The organism is Pseudomonas sp. NBRC 111138 (assembly GCF_001320835.1).
GTDB lineage: Bacteria > Pseudomonadota > Gammaproteobacteria > Pseudomonadales > Pseudomonadaceae > Aquipseudomonas > Aquipseudomonas paracarnis.
Window position 1 is genome coordinate 19,531 of record NZ_BCBO01000064.1, and the last position, 15,942, is coordinate 35,472.

Below are 15,942 nucleotides of genomic sequence, written 5' to 3' on the forward strand. Positions count from 1 at the left end.
ACAACACCTCTGTCATATCGAATAAGTCATGCGCCGCAACAGTCATCCATCGGCACTCACTCATAGCTGCCCCGCAACCTGGCGCCCTTGGCTTGCCACGCACACCCCCTGAAGGTAATCGGTAGTGGCCTGTCGTTGGCCCTCGGTGATTGGCGGCATGTGGTAGTAGATATCGCACTGCTCGGCGATTTTGCTGCCCCACTTGACGGTCAGACGACCTTCCTGCGGGATGTCTCGGACGAAGGCTTTACTGGCCTGCCCCACCACACCTACCTCACGCCCTTGCGCATCAAATACCTGTGCTGCAAATGGCAGCGGGCTGCCATTCTCGTGGACGCCCTTGACCAGTACCGCCCGACCACTGAGCGTGTCGAACTTGACCAGCGATACTGCGCCCGAGGTCGGTACGACGTTGCGCGTCGACTCCTGGAGCTCTACATCCATCGACATGCCTTCCGGATCGATTTCCACCGTATTATTCTGGAACGCCGTCAGATTGGGCACGACAGCGAACCCGCTGCTGTTGACCCGTGCACCGCTGCTCCCCCCGAGCCTGGCCCCTTCTGCACCTGGCACATGCACCAGCGCCGAGGCTTCGCCTAGGCTTTGCGAGAACGCGATACCTTCGGCATGAACGACCACCCCACCATCGGCGCCAAACGAAAGCTGCGAGCTATCGCGGCTCTGGCTATATCCGGCACGCAGTTGGGTGGCATCCGTGCGATAGCCGGCATAGGTGTTGAACTGGCCGGTGTGCGTGCTTTCACTGGTTGCGCGGCTGGCTGAAACACCGTAGTTGAGCGCGGTGTCCTCGCCCAGGAACCCGTTGATGCCCACCTGCTGCTGGCTGCCCCGTGTATCACCGGTGTCCCGGGAGAACGAAGTATTGATCGTCGGCGCTCGCGATTCGCCCCCCAGCGGCATCGACAGTGTGAGCATGTAGCGGTTATCGATACGCCCGGGTTGGCCGATACGCCCGAAAAACACATCGTCGCTGAGCTCGCTTTGGGTCAGTTGTCGCGTGTCCTGGACCCTGGAACGCTGTGCCGACAGGTTCCAGTTGACCTTGTTCCAGGTCGAGCCATAGCTGGCGGTGAATGAAACCTGGCGCCCTTCCTGTCCTCCCCAATAGTCGACGGAGCTGCCGTACAAGCTCAAGGTGCCGATACCCAACTGCTGGCTGACTGTCATGTCGAGCCGGCTTTTTTGCCGGGCATAGCTGTTGATGTCACCTGCCCGGCTCGCGATTTCGCGCACATTCAGTGCATCCTGCAGGTTCAGGTAACCCTCGGTGGAGAACCGATACGCACCCAGCGCAAAATGCGTACCCGAGGCCGGCAGGCTTTTGTTGTAACCCAGCCCCAGGCTTTGCCCGGACTGGCGCCCATGATCGGGCACCTCGGTATGGGAGGTGGCAGTGTCCAGAGAGAACGCACCGAAGGACGTATTCAACGCGATACCGAGCTTTCCCTGTTCATAGCCTTTGGAAACACTACCGCCACCGTAGACCGTCAGATCATCGGTCAAACCGTGCTGCAAAGTGCCTTGAAAGACGTTGGCGCCCTTCGCATCAACGCCCTTTTGCTGCACCTTACCCAAGGTGGCGCTGTACTTTGTCGCGTCGGCGCGCAATAACTGCGGGGCCACCGAGTACGGCACGACAAAGGTGTTCCGACGCCCGTCGACTTCGGTCACGCTGACGATCAAATCACCACCGTAGCCGGTGGCATGCAGGTCACTGATAACAAAGGGGCCGGGCGGCACCGTGGTCTCATAAATGGTGTAGCCGTTCTGGCTGACCGTGACCGTTGCATTACTGTCGGCGGTCCCCCGAACCTGCGGCGCGTAACCTTGCTGCGTCTGCGGGCGCATCCGGTCGTCGGTGGCCAGAGTGACGCCCCGCACGCGCACCCCGTCGACAATCTGTCCGTTGCTGAAGGTGTCTCCGAGGGTCAGTTGTGACTGCCAGGGGATGATGCTGCGCTGTACATAAGTGGACGTGTTCTGATAAGTCTCAAAGCCAGTGCGGTTGCCCCAGGCCTGGGCGCCCTGATGTCGCAAGCGCCATGCACCCAGGTTGATACCGGCATTGAGGCCCAGGTAAGTACGACCGTCACCTTCACCTGCGGTGACCGTATTGGTACTGAAGTTGTAATTGAGCAGCCCGGCGGCAATGCCCTCATCCAACAACTCGGGGTCAATGTAGCCGCGCATGGAACGCTTCATGTAGGCCTGCGGCACGCTGGCCGCCAACTCGAGTGCACCCGGATCGAACGTGCTGGATGCCATCGGAATCCACTGCCCCAGGTCGCCGCAGTACTGGCCGGCGGCGGCAGGGTTCGAGAGTTCGCGCCCATGGGCATCAGTATCGACTTTATCCATCGCGATACCGATTTTTTCCAATACTTCACGACTCAAGCACGGCTGCGCCCCGGTCTTTGCATGGGCTGCAACAAACTCCACCTCCCTGCGCCCCAGGGTCTGGCCGTTGACTACGATATCTACGCGGTATATGCCAGGGCTCATCTGGTTGCTGGTATTGAACCGTGACGTGTCAACCGACGACGCCAGGCCACTGGAGAATGCGTTCAGATCAAAGCTCAACTCAGCCGCAAGCGCGACATCGCTGGCGATCACGGCCGCACTCATCAAACCGCCCAGCATTATCGTGCGATGCTGGAATGGCAAAATCGGGGCGCAGCGATGCACCCGTACTTGGATGTGACTAGGCATAGTTATGACTTCAGTGGACGCTGAGAAATGTACGTTTGCTTGCCATCAGCAACGTTTCGGGGCCGCGTTCAGCGGTGCAATACAGCAGGTTGCGCGGATGAAAAGCCGCCGAAATCGTTGATGTAAGTGAAATCCACCCGCGCATCGGCGGGTATTACCTTCGCGGCTTTCGGCACCGGCACCTTCAACGTGCCTCCTGGCTCCACCATGCCCTCCGTCAGGGACAGTTTTTCCGCTTCGGGACCAGAGCCCATGAGCAGGACAATGTCGTTGAAGGTGACGTGATACGCCGAGGGGTTATGCACCTGTATCACGCTGCCTTGGGCGCCCCGTTCCACGGACCAGCGCAACAGCCCAGGCGCCTCCTCGGGTGTTCCAGGTAACTGCGTCGGACGAAAAAACACTTTGGTGCGGATACGAAACGCGAACTTGAAGTGATTCCGCTGGCTGTCTTCAAGCGTGGGGTCAAACTCACTGGTAGCGCCAGGCACTTCAAGTACGTTCAACCAGAACAGCGACTCTCTATCCGTCGGCAGCGGTGCCTTGGTGTAGGACAGGCGCATGGACTGACTTTTGCCGGCGTCCAGGCGAAATACCGGAGGAGACAGGACGAAAGGCACATCGCTCAGTGTCGGCGCTTCCTGCGCATCACCCGCGTCCAGCCACGCCTGGACCAGGCGGGGCGCGTGTTTGTCATCATTGGTTACTCGCACGGTGACCTCACGTCGCGGCTCGGGGTAAATCTGTCGCGTACCGTCGATAACCACTCCCGCGTGTACCGTGTGCGATGCCATCCCCAAGGCCAGGCTCAGCGCGACCCGCACCACACGACGACTCAAGATCATCAGTAAATCCTGCATCAGGTAATCCTTGAAAACGGTTGTCCTGCGCCCGACCACTGGGTCGAGCGAGGATCTCAGGCAACAAACGCAGTGGTTATCAGCCTGGCTGCATCAAGGAAAGGTGACCGAGTACTGCACGCTGCTGGTGACATTGCCCGCGCCTGCCGCTCCGCCGTTGGCGATGTAGCGTGCGTAAAACGGCAAGGTCGCCAGACCACTGGTAACGGTGGCAACGGTCGAGTTATTACCTGTGCGCAAGTCCATTGGCGTGTTGGAAGCCCCATCGAGAATTTGTACCTCTACCCGGGAGGCGGGTGTCGCCGTTGCCGTGTTACGCAGGTTGCCGGTTGCCGGGTTGATGCCAGGGCTGGTCGGTTCATAACGTACGGCGACCTTGGTACCGTCCGGGCACCCGCCCGAGCCGCCCACATACACAAAGTAGCGCTTGGCGCCTGCCGTATCGCCTGCTGCCTTGAGAGCCGAGGTTTGTACGCGGTCAAGCACTACCGGAAAGTTAGCGCCTGAGCCTGGCGAGGCCCCGGTACCGCCGCTGATGGTGCAGGTGGTGCCACTGACCGAGCCGGTGATCGTGATGGTACCGTCTGCCGCATGCGCGGAGCTGGCAGCGAAGCCGCACAAAGCGAGCACTGCAGCCGCCAGAGTTTGTTTTGTCATAATCAGTCTTTCCTCACAATTGGGGTTCGCGAAACGCAAGGTTGCGACACAGGAGAAGATCAGCTCTTGCGTCACTCCTGAGTGGAAGCCATGACGACGCCGTTCCCCTGCCCCGAGGATTTGTCTGTTACAAGATCGGTCGGACCTGTTTGGCAGGCAAAAAAAGGCTCCGTACCTTTCGATACGGAGCCTGTGCTTGAAGCGCCGGAACAGCCTGCCCGGCCTCACATGGATCAGTCGGCGGTCAATACGCCACGACGCACCTGGTCGCGCTCGATCGACTCGAACAGTGCCTTGAAGTTGCCCTCGCCAAACCCATCGTCGCCTTTGCGCTGGATGAACTCGAAGAACACCGGGCCCATCAGGGTTTCCGAGAAGATCTGCAACAGAAGACGCTTGTCACCGGCAATCGACGAGCCGTCCAGCAGGATGCCGCGCGATTGCAACTGGTCCACTGGTTCACCGTGGTTCGGCAGGCGGCCTTCGAGCATTTCGTAATACGTGTCTGGCGGCGCCGTCATGAAGCGCATGCCGATCTTCTTCAGTGCATCCCAGGTCTTGACCAAGTCGTCAGTGAGGAACGCGACGTGCTGGATACCCTCACCGTTGAACTGCATCAGGAACTCTTCGATCTGCCCGGCACCCTTGGACGACTCCTCGTTCAACGGGATACGGATCTTGCCGTCCGGCGCGCTCATGGCCTTGGAGGTCAGGCCGGTGTACTCGCCCTTGATATCGAAATAACGCGCTTCGCGGAAGTTGAACAGCTTCTCGTAGAAGTTGGCCCAATACATCATGCGCCCGCGATAGACGTTGTGGGTCAGGTGGTCGATGACCTTCAGGCCAGCGCCTACCGGGTTGCGATCAACCCCTTCGAGGTAGACGAAGTCGATGTCGTAGATCGAGTTGCCTTCGCCGAACCGGTCGATCAGGTACAACGGCGAACCGCCAATGCCTTTGATCGCCGGCAGGTTCAGCTCCATCGGGCCGGTGTCGATGTGGATCGGCTGGGCGCCCAGCTCCAGGGCACGTTTGTAGGCCTGTTGCGAGTCCTTGACGCGGAACGCCATGCCGCACACCGACGGGCCATGCTCGGCCGCGAAGTAGGACGCGAGGCTGTCGGGTTCGTTGTTGAGGATCAGGTTGATCTCGCCCTGGCGATACAGGTGCACGTTCTTGGAACGGTGGGTCGCCACTTTGGTGAAACCCATGATCTCGAAGATCGGCTCCAGCGTGCCTGGGGTGGGCGATGCAAATTCGATGAATTCAAAGCCCATCAGGCCCATTGGGTTGTCGAGTTGGTCGGTCATGTTCGGTGCCTCATCATTCTTGTGGGTAGCAATTGTTTAGTTGCAAGCAAGGATGAGGCTGGAGGGTGGCGCACAAGAAAGGCCTCGCACGCTGCGGGCGAGGAAGTCACCAAAGATGAGGGGGGAGCCAAGTAGCTTCATGGTGTCATCAGTCTCTGACGGCCGAGGCTTGCGTGAGCGCAAGTCCATATTCTTGTATGCGTAAACTGATTCTACACAGCGTAACCAGGTTTGTCCGTACTCTTATCAAATCCCCATTGCCCTGCCCCGCGCAAGGGGTTTGTTGCACAGGTAGATGCCCAACAGGATGACCGCGCCACCCGCCAGCATCGGCACCGTCAAGGCTTCGTCCAGCAGCAACGCGCCACATATCACCGCTGTCAGCGGGTTGAGGGCGATGAACACCCCGGAGCGGGTCACGCCGATTCGCCGGATGCCGTCGTAGTAACCAATATAGGCCAGGGCTGAACCCAGCACGCCCAGGTACAGCAGGCTGTACCACTGCGCCAGCTGCAGCGCGCTGAAACCTTGCAGCGTCAGCCGACCGGTGGTGAGGGTGGCAAGGGTCAACATCAGCGTACCCCACAGCACCGACCAAGTGACGGTTTGCACCGGCCCCAACGTCTGGTTGAGCTCCCGGGACAGCAGCGAATAGGCCCCCCAGGCCATTACGCAGCCCAGGATCAACAGGTCACCGATCCAAGCGTTGCGGGCCCCCTGCATGAGGTTGGGATTGCGGCTCACGATCACCACAGCCGCCCCCAGCAGGCACAGCCCGATACCCAGCCACTTGGCCCGGCCCAGGCGCTCCTTGAACAACAACCAGGACGCCAGGCCGATCACTGCCGGGTTCAATGCCACGATCAACGACGCCCGCGACGCATTGATGTAGTGAAGGCCATAGAAAAAACACAGATTGTAGAAAAAGATGCCGCATAGGCCCAGCAGTACCAGCCGCGCCATTTGCCCTGTAGTTGGGCGCGCCAGTGGGATGCGCGCGCAGGCCAGGAACAGCAGCAACGCGAGGCTGGCCAGGATAAACCGCAGGCAGGCCGCGAGCAGCGGGTCCACGTGATCGGCCAGAAAGCGCCCGGCGACGAAGGTCCCGCCCCAGATCATGGTGACAGCGGCCAGCTTCAGGTAAGTGAGGCCTTCGCGGGCATGCATAAGAATGTGCTCAACGTGAGAAAGGATGGGACTATTCTTTTACTAATGATCTGTCATCGTAAAACAAGGCTTTACTCATGACCCTGACCCAGCTGGAAATCTTCTCCCTGGTCGCCGAACTCCGAGGCTTCACCAGTGCGGCGCATCGCCTGGGCATCAGCCAATCGGCGGTGTCCCATGCGATCAAGGCCCTGGAGCAGGAACTGGGGGTAGAGTTGTTTCGCCGGCACCAGACCCTGGTGGAACTGAGCGATATCGGCGCGCAGTTACTTGGGCGCGCACGGGGCATGCTGGGCCTGGCCAACACCTTGCAGCAGGAAGCCGCCGATGCCCGCGGGATGAAGCGCGGGACATTGCGTATAGGGTCGTTCGGCCCCACCGCTTCGAACCGTTTGCTACCGACCATTCTCAGCCACTTTCGAAGGGACTATCCGGGTATCGAGGTGCATGTAGACGAAGGGCCGGACCGGCAGGTCATTCAATGGCTGGATCAGCGCCGGGTGGATGTGGGCTTCGTGGTACTGGAGCAGGAACGCTTCGACACCGTGGCCCTGCTCGAAGACCAACTGGTGGCGCTGATACCGGTCGGCCATGCCTTGGCGGCAAGCATGGCGGTACCTTTGAAAGCGTTGTGCGATGACCCGTTCATCCTGACCGAGGCAGGCTCAGCAGAGCTGGTCACGCGTTTGTTTGGTGACGCGCAGTTGCAACCTAAAGTGCGTTATCGCTGCACTCAGCTACTCACTACCCTGGAAGCTGTCAGCCGCGGCGACGGCCTGAGTATCGTGGCCCAGGGCTCACTGCCGGCCGATGCCGACCAGCGCTACGTTGCCCGCCCGTTGTCGCCGGGCGTACCGCGCCGCATAGGCCTGGCGGTGCTGGATCGCCGCCAGGCCTCTCCCGCAACCCTGGCGTTTATCGCACTGGCGCAAACGCTGTACCCTGATCCCGGGGCTCACCGGTAACTCAGGGTAAACGAGGCCAGGCCGTTGGCGGTCCCAGGCTTGATGGTCGACGCGGTCTGAACGTAACGGGCGGTCAAGGGAATCGTCAGGGTGCCGTTGCCCGTGTTTGCGACCTGCCATTGGTTCGGGTTGCCCACGCCGGAGGAATCGGGCCCATAGCTTACCAACCGATCGCCATTGAGCAATTGCAGGGCGACGCCACGGGCGTGCGAGTTGCGGGTCAAGGACAACTGGTTACTGCGGTTGCCGGGTTCCGTCTGGTCAGTCACGGTGATCCATACATCCAGGATGCCGCCGGTGCCGCCGGCACAGTCCAGGGTTATGTCGCGACTAACGCTGCCGGCGCTGCTGCCGACTCCCTTGAAATCACGGCTGGGCACCTGCCCCAGCGGCATTGCAAGCGACGGCGTGGGCACCCGGCAAGTTGGCTTTTGCGGCGGCAATATCACCGTATCGGCAAAGTTGACCGAGGCAGCGCCGGGGCTTTCGATATTGACATTGGTCAGCATATACCTGGCGACTGTGTTCCCAGGGATGGTGCCCGAGGTGATCGGGCCCGTCGCCACCAGATACACGCGCCCTTGCAGGCCCCAGCCATTGGGTTTGTTGTGCTTGGTGTCCAACAGCGTGACGCCGGTGTGGGTGATGACCTTCAAATGCTGGGACGGATCCCCGGCCATCATGACGAACCCGACGCCAGGGTAGCTGGTCGCATAGACGGGCAACGTCAGCCCATTTGCGTTGAACGTCATGCCGGTCGCCGGCGAATTGACCACGCTGAGGTTGGCCGACACCGGCTGCGACAATGGCCAGTCGGTGTAGCGGCACCGCATGACAAAGCCATTGCCGGCGAAGTCATAGCCACTTGGGTAGCCAATCGCCTCGCCCACCTGCAGGTTGTCAGGCAGGGTGATGGGCGGGACGAACAGCGTCACCGGGGCTTGGGGGGTACAGACGCCCGCATTGAAATGCGCCTGTGCGTCCATCGCGACTGCGCAAATACTCAAGCACACGCCAATCTGTAAAAACCTGAACATAAATTGCCGGACACCGTTCATATCGCCAAATCCTTCGTGTGCCCCAAAGACACTGTGTGCGTACGCGTCATGCCATGGTCATCCAGGGTGGTAAATCGCAGCGCGACCGTACCCTGCCCCCACGGCGCCGGGCCCTCCAGCACGATGCGGGCAACCGAGCGCGGCAACAGCATCGGCGGGGCCTCACTGTGGTACTCGACGCCATCGACGGTCAGCAACACGCTGGAAAGCGTCACATGAAAGGCACTGGGATTGCGCACCTGCAGGACCGGGCCGTCGCCTGCCAGGCGCCACTGCAACGTATCCACCGCCTGCTGCGCTTGGCCTGGCAACGCGTCCGGGCGCAGGAAGAGCTTGATCCGTGTGCGAAAGGCAAATTGCAGCTGGTTGCCGGTGTCGACAGACGGGCGGATCCCCAGCACATTCAGCCAGTACACCAACTCCTGAGGCACGGCCATGGCCTTGTCTTGGGTCGCGTGGTACATCACCCGCAATGCGCGGTGCTTGCCGGCATCCAGGCGCAGGATCGGCGGGGTCACCGTAAAGGGCACATCACTGGACTCGGGCGCGACCTGCGGGTCCCCCGCATCGATCCACACCTGGGCCAATCGCGGGCCGTCGGCCTCATTGTGCAGGTTGACCGTTACCCCAGCGGCGCTGGCCGGGTAAATGATGCGCGTGCGGTCAATGACGATTTCCCCATGGGCCAATACTGTCTGCACCGCCAGGGCCAGGCCAAGCAGCACGCGGAGCAATCGATGAGTCATCAACTGCGCTCCTCGTCCGCATCACCATGGTCGGCACATTGACTGACCAACTGGTCCGCGCTTTCCTGGCGTTGCTCGGGCCTGCGCGGCGGCAAACGGTAATGGATGAAGCACTGGTCAGCCGCCCCTGCATTCCAGCGCACCGTCAACCGCCCCTGGTCGGCAACCCCGCGCACAAAAGCCTTGCCAGCCTGGCCGATCACGCCGATTTCGACGCCGCGCTCGTCAAACACTTGCGCGGCAAATGGCAACGGCTTGCCACCCATATGAGTGGCCTTGATCACCACGGCACGGCCACTGACGGTCTCGAACCTGACCAGTGAGACGGCTCCCAGCGTCGGCACCACGGCGTGACTCGATTCCTTGAGTTCGACATCCATGGGCATGCCCTCGGGGTCGATATCTACTTCATTGCGCTGATAAGCCCTGAGGGCTGGCAGCACCGCATAACCCTGCTTATCGATACGCGCCCCGCTGCTGCCGAGCCGGGCACCTTGTGCATCCGGCGCATACACCAGTGCCGAGGCTTCACCGAGGTTTTGCGCGAAAGTCACGCCACCCTCGTGGGCTATCAGCCCGCCATCGGCACTCATGGATAGTTGCGAACTGTCGCGGGCCTGGGCATAGCCGGCCCGCAGGCTTGCAGCCCGGCTGCGATAGCCCGCGTAGGCATTGAAGCTGGAGCCTTGCTGGTGGCCCGTGCCACGGCTGCCAGTCAGCCCGTAGCTGGCTTCACCGGTGTCACCCAGCAAACCATTGATTCCCACCTGATGCTGGCTGCCGCGTGAATCGCCAGCATCGTGCGACAGGCTGCTGCTCAGGGTTGGCGCACGCGTTCCTGCGCCCAATGGCATGGACAGTGTCAGAACCAGGTGATTATCCACGCGCCCGGCTTGCGCCGACCGGCCAAAAAAGATTTCGTCGCTGCGCTCGTGATCGTTCAATTGATGGGTTTCACTGACACGCGAGCGCTGCGCCGAAAGGTTCCAGTTGAGTGACTTCCAATTAGCCGCATAACTGAGGGTGAAGGATGTCTGGCGCCCTTGGCGGCCCGCCCAGTAGTCGATGGAGCTGCCATACAGGCTCAGCGAGCCTGCGCCCAACTGCTGGCTGATTGTCAGGTCGAGGCGGCTTTTCTGCCTCGCGTAACTGTTGATACTCCCGCCTTGGCGGGCCAGTTCCCGCACATTGAGCGCATCAGGCAGGTTCAGGTACCCGTCCGTGGAGAAACGATAGGCGCCCAGCGCAAAGTGCGTTCCCGAGAACGGCAGGTTCTTGTTATAAGCCAGGCCCCAGCTTTGCCCGCCGACTACGCCCAGCCCCAGAACTTGGGTGCGCGAGTGGGTGTTGTCGAGGGAGAACGCGCCAATCGGAGTACTCATCGCCAGGCCGGCTTTGGCCTGGCCGTAGCCTGGGGAAAGCGTACTGCCACCATAGGCGCTCAGACGATCGCCCAGGCCATGCTGCAGCGTACCCTGCAAGATCAGCGGGCTGGCATCGCTGACGCCGTATTGCTGCAACTGCCCCAAGGTCACGCTGTAGTGGCTGGCACCGTCACGCAGCAGGTAAGGCACCACGGCGTAAGGCACCACGAAGCTGCTGCGCCGGCCGTCGACCTCGGTGACGCTGACGTGCAGGTCGCCGCCGTACCCGGTGGGGTACAGGTCATCGATGACAAACGGCCCCGGGGCCACTGTGGTTTCGTAGAGGGTGTAGCCGTTCTGGCGCACTGTCACCGTTGCATTGCTGTCGGCAATGCCTCGCACCTGAGGCGCATAGCCTTGTTGCGACTGGGCAAGCATGCGGTCATCGGTGGCCAGGGTGATGCCGCGTACACGCACACCGTCGAGGATCTGGCCACTGCTGAAGCTGTCGCCGACGGTCAGTTGTGAACGCCAGGCGCCAAGGGACCGTTGCAGGTAGGTGGCGGTGTGTTGATAACGCGCCAGGCCGCTACCGGATGCCCACGCCTGCCCACCCTGATGGCGCAGTCGCCAGTCGCCCAGGTTGAGGCCGCCGTTGAGGCCCAGGTAGCCACGATCCTCACCGGCGCCCGCTGTCGCCGTCGCGGCACTGAAGTTGTAGTTGAGCAGCGCGGCTTCAATGCCATTGTCCCATTCAGACGGGTCAATGGAGCCGCGCGCGGAACGGTTGATATAGATCTGCGGGATGCTGACATCCAGGGTCAGGGTCTCGATATCGACGCGGCTGCTGGCCATGGGTATCCACTCGGCAAAATCCCGGCAGGCATGCTCGGTGTTATCCGTCGGCGCCTGCACAGAAACCCCCAGTTGGCCAAGCTCGGCAGCGTTCAGGCACGGCTGGGCGTCGTCCTGTCCGGCAAGGGGGGCGAAGGTGATCTCGCGGCGCCCAATCGATTGCCCGTTGAGCATCACATCTACGCGGTAAACACCTGGCGCCAACACGTTGCTGGTATTGAAGCGTGAGATATCTGCCGAAGAGGACAGGCCGCTGGCGAACGCCTCGATGTCAAACACCAGTGGCGCGGCTTCTGCCGACATCAATAAGGTACTGAGCAGGCCCAGCCACAGCAGTAAGTTGGGGTTGGCAAACAGCCAGGCCGTAAAGCGGTGAACGGGTATTTGCAATAAGGCATACATGATCAGAACTTCAGGGGAGCACGCTGCGGCACGGAGAATGCGCCGTAATCATTGATGTATTTGAAATGCACCTGGGCGTCGGCGGGTATTGCTTGCGCGACATCCTTGACGGGCAGCTTCAGGCTGCCGCCGGGGGGCACCATGCCCTCTCCCGCCGGTAACAGGCGAGCACCCGGGCCCGAGCCCATGGCCAAGGCAACCTCATTGAAGGTCACGTGATAAGCCGATGGGTTGTGCACTTCCAGTAGCGGCCCCTGGGCACTCCGGTGCAGGGTCCAGCGTAAGTGGGTGGGCGCCTCGTCCGCGGAGCCCGGCAATTGGGCCGGGCGGAAAAACACTTTGGTGCGGATACGAAAAGCGAACTGCAGGTGGTTCGAAGGGGCCTCTTGCGGGCTGCCCGGTGCCACGTTGACCTTGGGCGGTATCTCCAGGGCGTTGAGCCAGAACAACGATTCGCGGTCATCCGGCAGTGGGTCCTGGGTATACACCAGTCGCACTACCTGGCTTTTGCCCGCGTCCATGCGAAACACAGGCGGCGACAGGCTGAACGGCACGTCGCTGCCGGTGGGGTCTTGCGCCGGGTCGCCCTGGTCCAGCCACACCTGGACCAGGCGCGGCGCTCGCTGATCGTCATTGGTCAGGCGCAGCGTGATTTCTCGACGCTGCTGCGGATAGATGTGCCGCGTGCCGTCGATCACTACGCCGGCGTGAGCGGCGGACAGCAACCCGACACTGGTCAGCAGTGCGCTCAGCAGGGGGGTCACTAGCAATGTCCGGGCAAGCATTTCGTCTGTCCTTGCCTGGCGCACGGCCAGGCAACGGGGCCTCGATCAGGGGAACGTCACCGAATACAGCACTTGCGTACTGACCGGGCCTGGCGTAGCAGTGCCCGTGGCAATGTATTGGGCAGCAAAGGGCAGCGACACCTCGCCGCTTGCCGGGACTTTCGCGGGGCTGGAGTTCTGGCCCAGGCGCAAATCCATGGGCTGGTGGGTGACGCCATCCACAAGTTGCACCTCAACGAGGGTGGCAGGCGTCGGCTTGGCGGGTGCCTGGTTGACCAGGTTACCGGTCGCCGGATTGATCGCGGGGCTGCTGCTCTCATACATCACGGCGACGGTCGTATCCTTCGGGCAGGAACCGACATGGATGTAATAGGGTTTCGCCCCGGCAGTCTGGCCGGGCGCCTTGAGCGCGCTGGCCTGGACCTTGTTGAGTGGCACCGAAAAGTCCGGGCTGGTGCCGGGCGCAGAGCCCGTGCCACCGCTGATGCTGCAAGTGGTGCCGGTGATTTCACCGATCAAGGTGATCTTGCCGTCTGCGGCGACAACAGGCAAAGCGGCAACGCCGGTGACCGCCAGAAATACAACGGCCAATGCGATAGTTTTCATTACAGATACTTCCTCGTGAATGTCAGTGAAAGAGTTGCAAGCCATGACTCATCAATCGAAGGGCGAGACGCGGCCCTCCCGCCAAAATTGGGCTGAGCGGCTAAGAAAGAGGCTGTAGGGATTAAGGGCTACCGAGTCTCTTACGTTTTGCAATGAAGTTTATGTTGCCAAGTTGAAGTGCCCGCCACAACTGACCGAACGGCTAGGTCAGTAGGCGTTAAACAAGTGAGCAGCCCCGTGCAATGCCATCTATCATCGGCAGAGCCCACTCTCTTTTTCACGATTGACTGCTCCCATGCCCCTGACCGTCAAAGGCCCACGAAGCCGAGCCGCACGCTATTTCATCAGCACCCTGTGCGGGCTGCTGCCCATTCTGTTGGGGGTGGTAATTCTTTACTGGCAAGCCGAACGCACGCTCGAGCAAAGCACAGCGCAAACCGCTCAAGAAGCGGTGCGCCAGTTCGACCTGATGCTGGACAATACCGCCATCGCTGCCCAAGCTTTGCTGCCGCTGGCCGGTAAACCTTGTGACAGCGTCGCCAAGTTGGCGCTACGTGAACAAGTCACGCGCCGGCCGTTTGTGCGGGCCACGACGCTGTCCTGGCAGAAAAACATCTATTGCAGTTCGTTGTTTGGCGGTCGCTACCAATCGCCAGTCAACCCGGACGACTATGTCGATGGGCGCCTGTGGTTGATGAATGGCAACCCCGTTACACCCGATACCGCGCTATTGGTGTATCGCCTGGTGGAAGGCGATCAAGGCGCGTTTGCCTCGGTTGACGGTTACCACCTCACCAACGCCTTGCGCCTGATCAGCCGTTACGCGCACTTGGTATTGCACGTCGGCCCGAACTGGCTGGATGCCGACGGCAAGGTGCATCAAGGCGCGCTGCCGGTATTTGCCGTGGCGCCACAACGCCTGGCTTCCGAGCGCTATCAATACAGTGTCGAGGCCGGGATGCCCGAGGGTGAAGTCTGGCGCTACATGCAGGCGCGGTATCCAGCGCTGTTCAGCCTGGTGGTGTTCTTCGGGATATTGGCGGGGCTGCTCGCTCACTGGCTGCAAAAACGCTCGTCCGCGCCGACCCACGAGTTACAACGCGCCTTGGGAGCCAATGAGTTCATCCCGTATTTCCAACCGGTGGTACGGGGTGACACACGCCAATGGGCCGGCTGTGAGGTCCTGATGCGCTGGAAGCATCCCAAAGAAGGCCTGGTGCGCCCGGACCTGTTTATTCCCCTGGCCGAAGACTCTGGCCTGATCGTGCCGATGACCCGTGCCCTGCTGCGCCAGACCGCCGTGCAATTGGCGCCCCATGCCGCACGCTTCAGCCCTGGCTTTCATATCGGCGTGAACATCACAGCCCGCCATTGCCAGGACATGGCGCTGGTGCAGGACTGCCGGGAATTCCTCGCCGCGTTCCCACCCGGCCAGGTCACCCTGGTGCTGGAGTTGACCGAGCGGGAACTGATCGAACCCACCGAGACCACCCGCAGCCTGTTCGAGGCGCTGCATCAAATGGGGGTCATGATCGCCATTGATGACTTCGGCACCGGCCACTCCAGCTTGGGATATTTGCGCAATTTCAATGTCGACTACTTGAAGATCGATCAAAGCTTTGTCGCCATGATCGGTGCGGATGCGCTGTCGCGGCATATTCTAGACAGCATCATAGAGTTGTCGGTCAAGCTGGATCTAGGCATTGTTGCCGAAGGCGTGGAAACAGCCCAACAGTGTGAATACCTCGTTGCCCAGGGCGTGGATTTCCTACAGGGTTACCTGTTTGGTCGACCATTACCCTGCGATGAATTCATTAAGTCGTTGGGTATCGTTGAATAGCCGTGTACCACCTACCATGAAAGATTGGTCTTTCTTTAAAAGACATGATTTACTCGAGATGAATTAACTACTACAATTTTTTCTGCCTGTGCAGAACTCGCAGAAGGGTCTTTTTCGTTGACGTGGCTTAACGTTCTTGGCTTATAGCTTTGTCTGCAGTTGATATCAGCAACTACATTATTGGAGTATATATTTTGTCCAGACTCGCCGAATTTCGCGCAGCAGAAAAAGCCCTTCAAGAGCAGCTTGCCCAGCTGGAATCCTTGAAGAACGACGCTGGCCTGAAGAAAGAAATCGAATTCGAAGAAAAGCTCAAGACGCTGATGGGCAAATACGACAAAAGCCTGCGCGATGTGATCGCCATCCTCGATCCAGCGCCACGCAAAGGCGGCGCACCGGCCGCCGCGGCGCCAAAACAGCGCCGCGCACGGGTGGTCAAGGTTTACCACAACCCGCACACCGGCGAGCTGATCGAGACCAAAGGTGGCAACCACCGCGGCCTCAAAGCCTGGAAAGAGCAGTACGGCGCCGCCACTGTAGACTCCTGGCTTCGTGGCTGAAACATGTACTAAAAAATAGCCCCGCATACGCGGG

Annotated in this window: 13 protein-coding genes; 3 read left to right on the forward strand and 10 right to left on the reverse strand. The window is 60.7% G+C overall.

Features of this window, described 5'->3' with window-relative positions:
• Positions 1-60: 60 nt before the first annotated feature.
• The 5 genes from APH41_RS11620 to APH41_RS11640 form a co-directional block, all read right to left on the reverse strand.
• Positions 61-2,733: a fimbria/pilus outer membrane usher protein gene (locus APH41_RS11620; protein WP_054919057.1), complete on the reverse strand. Its 2,673-nt coding sequence runs from the start codon at positions 2,731-2,733 to the stop codon at positions 61-63.
• A 68-nt stretch (positions 2,734-2,801) separates the two neighbouring features.
• Positions 2,802-3,593 carry a molecular chaperone gene (locus APH41_RS11625; RefSeq protein ID WP_236455538.1) on the reverse strand — a complete coding sequence of 264 codons (792 nt, stop codon included), beginning with the start codon at positions 3,591-3,593 and terminating at the stop codon, positions 2,802-2,804.
• A 93-nt stretch (positions 3,594-3,686) separates the two neighbouring features.
• On the reverse strand, positions 3,687-4,250 hold the full coding sequence (locus tag APH41_RS11630) for a fimbrial protein (RefSeq protein ID WP_034127482.1): 564 nt from the start codon (positions 4,248-4,250) through the stop codon (positions 3,687-3,689).
• A gap of 233 nt (positions 4,251-4,483) precedes the next feature.
• Positions 4,484-5,560 carry a 4-hydroxyphenylpyruvate dioxygenase gene (gene hppD, locus APH41_RS11635; protein WP_054919059.1) on the reverse strand — a complete coding sequence of 359 codons (1,077 nt, stop codon included), beginning with the start codon at positions 5,558-5,560 and terminating at the stop codon, positions 4,484-4,486.
• A gap of 246 nt (positions 5,561-5,806) precedes the next feature.
• A complete protein-coding gene (locus APH41_RS11640) occupies positions 5,807-6,727 on the reverse strand; it encodes a DMT family transporter (RefSeq protein ID WP_054919061.1) in 921 nt (306 codons plus the stop codon).
• A 77-nt stretch (positions 6,728-6,804) separates the two neighbouring features.
• On the opposite strand from APH41_RS11640, the gene APH41_RS11645 reads away from it, so the two are divergent.
• Entirely contained in the window at positions 6,805-7,692 is an 888-nt protein-coding gene (locus APH41_RS11645; protein ID WP_054919063.1) for a LysR family transcriptional regulator, read from the forward strand.
• Here the strand turns inward: APH41_RS11645 and APH41_RS28780 are convergent.
• Genes APH41_RS28780 through APH41_RS11670 form a run of 5 tightly spaced genes read right to left on the reverse strand, consistent with a single transcriptional unit; the run spans position 7,683 to position 13,508 of the window.
• Positions 7,683-8,699 (reverse strand): fimbrial protein, encoded by a 1,017-nt coding sequence (locus tag APH41_RS28780; protein WP_177333562.1) that lies wholly within the window; start codon positions 8,697-8,699, stop codon positions 7,683-7,685. The genes APH41_RS11645 and APH41_RS28780 overlap by 10 nt on opposite strands.
• A gap of 47 nt (positions 8,700-8,746) precedes the next feature.
• A complete protein-coding gene (locus APH41_RS11655; RefSeq protein ID WP_054919065.1) occupies positions 8,747-9,496 on the reverse strand; it encodes a molecular chaperone in 750 nt (249 codons plus the stop codon).
• Positions 9,496-12,117, reverse strand: coding sequence for a fimbria/pilus outer membrane usher protein (locus tag APH41_RS11660; RefSeq protein WP_054919066.1), 2,622 nt, complete (start codon positions 12,115-12,117; stop codon positions 9,496-9,498). The genes APH41_RS11655 and APH41_RS11660 overlap by 1 nt, the downstream gene beginning before the upstream one ends.
• Positions 12,118-12,119: 2 nt before the next feature.
• On the reverse strand, positions 12,120-12,902 hold the full coding sequence (locus APH41_RS11665; RefSeq protein ID WP_034127487.1) for a molecular chaperone: 783 nt from the start codon (positions 12,900-12,902) through the stop codon (positions 12,120-12,122).
• A 45-nt stretch (positions 12,903-12,947) separates the two neighbouring features.
• A complete protein-coding gene (locus tag APH41_RS11670) occupies positions 12,948-13,508 on the reverse strand; it encodes a fimbrial protein (protein ID WP_054919067.1) in 561 nt (186 codons plus the stop codon).
• 295 nt (positions 13,509-13,803) lie between these two features.
• On the opposite strand from APH41_RS11670, the gene APH41_RS11675 reads away from it, so the two are divergent.
• Positions 13,804-15,348, forward strand: coding sequence for an EAL domain-containing protein (locus tag APH41_RS11675; protein ID WP_054919068.1), 1,545 nt, complete (start codon positions 13,804-13,806; stop codon positions 15,346-15,348).
• A gap of 194 nt (positions 15,349-15,542) precedes the next feature.
• Positions 15,543-15,908 (forward strand): histone-like nucleoid-structuring protein, MvaT/MvaU family, encoded by a 366-nt coding sequence (locus APH41_RS11680; RefSeq protein ID WP_014718508.1) that lies wholly within the window; start codon positions 15,543-15,545, stop codon positions 15,906-15,908.
• Positions 15,909-15,942: the final 34 nt, after the last annotated feature.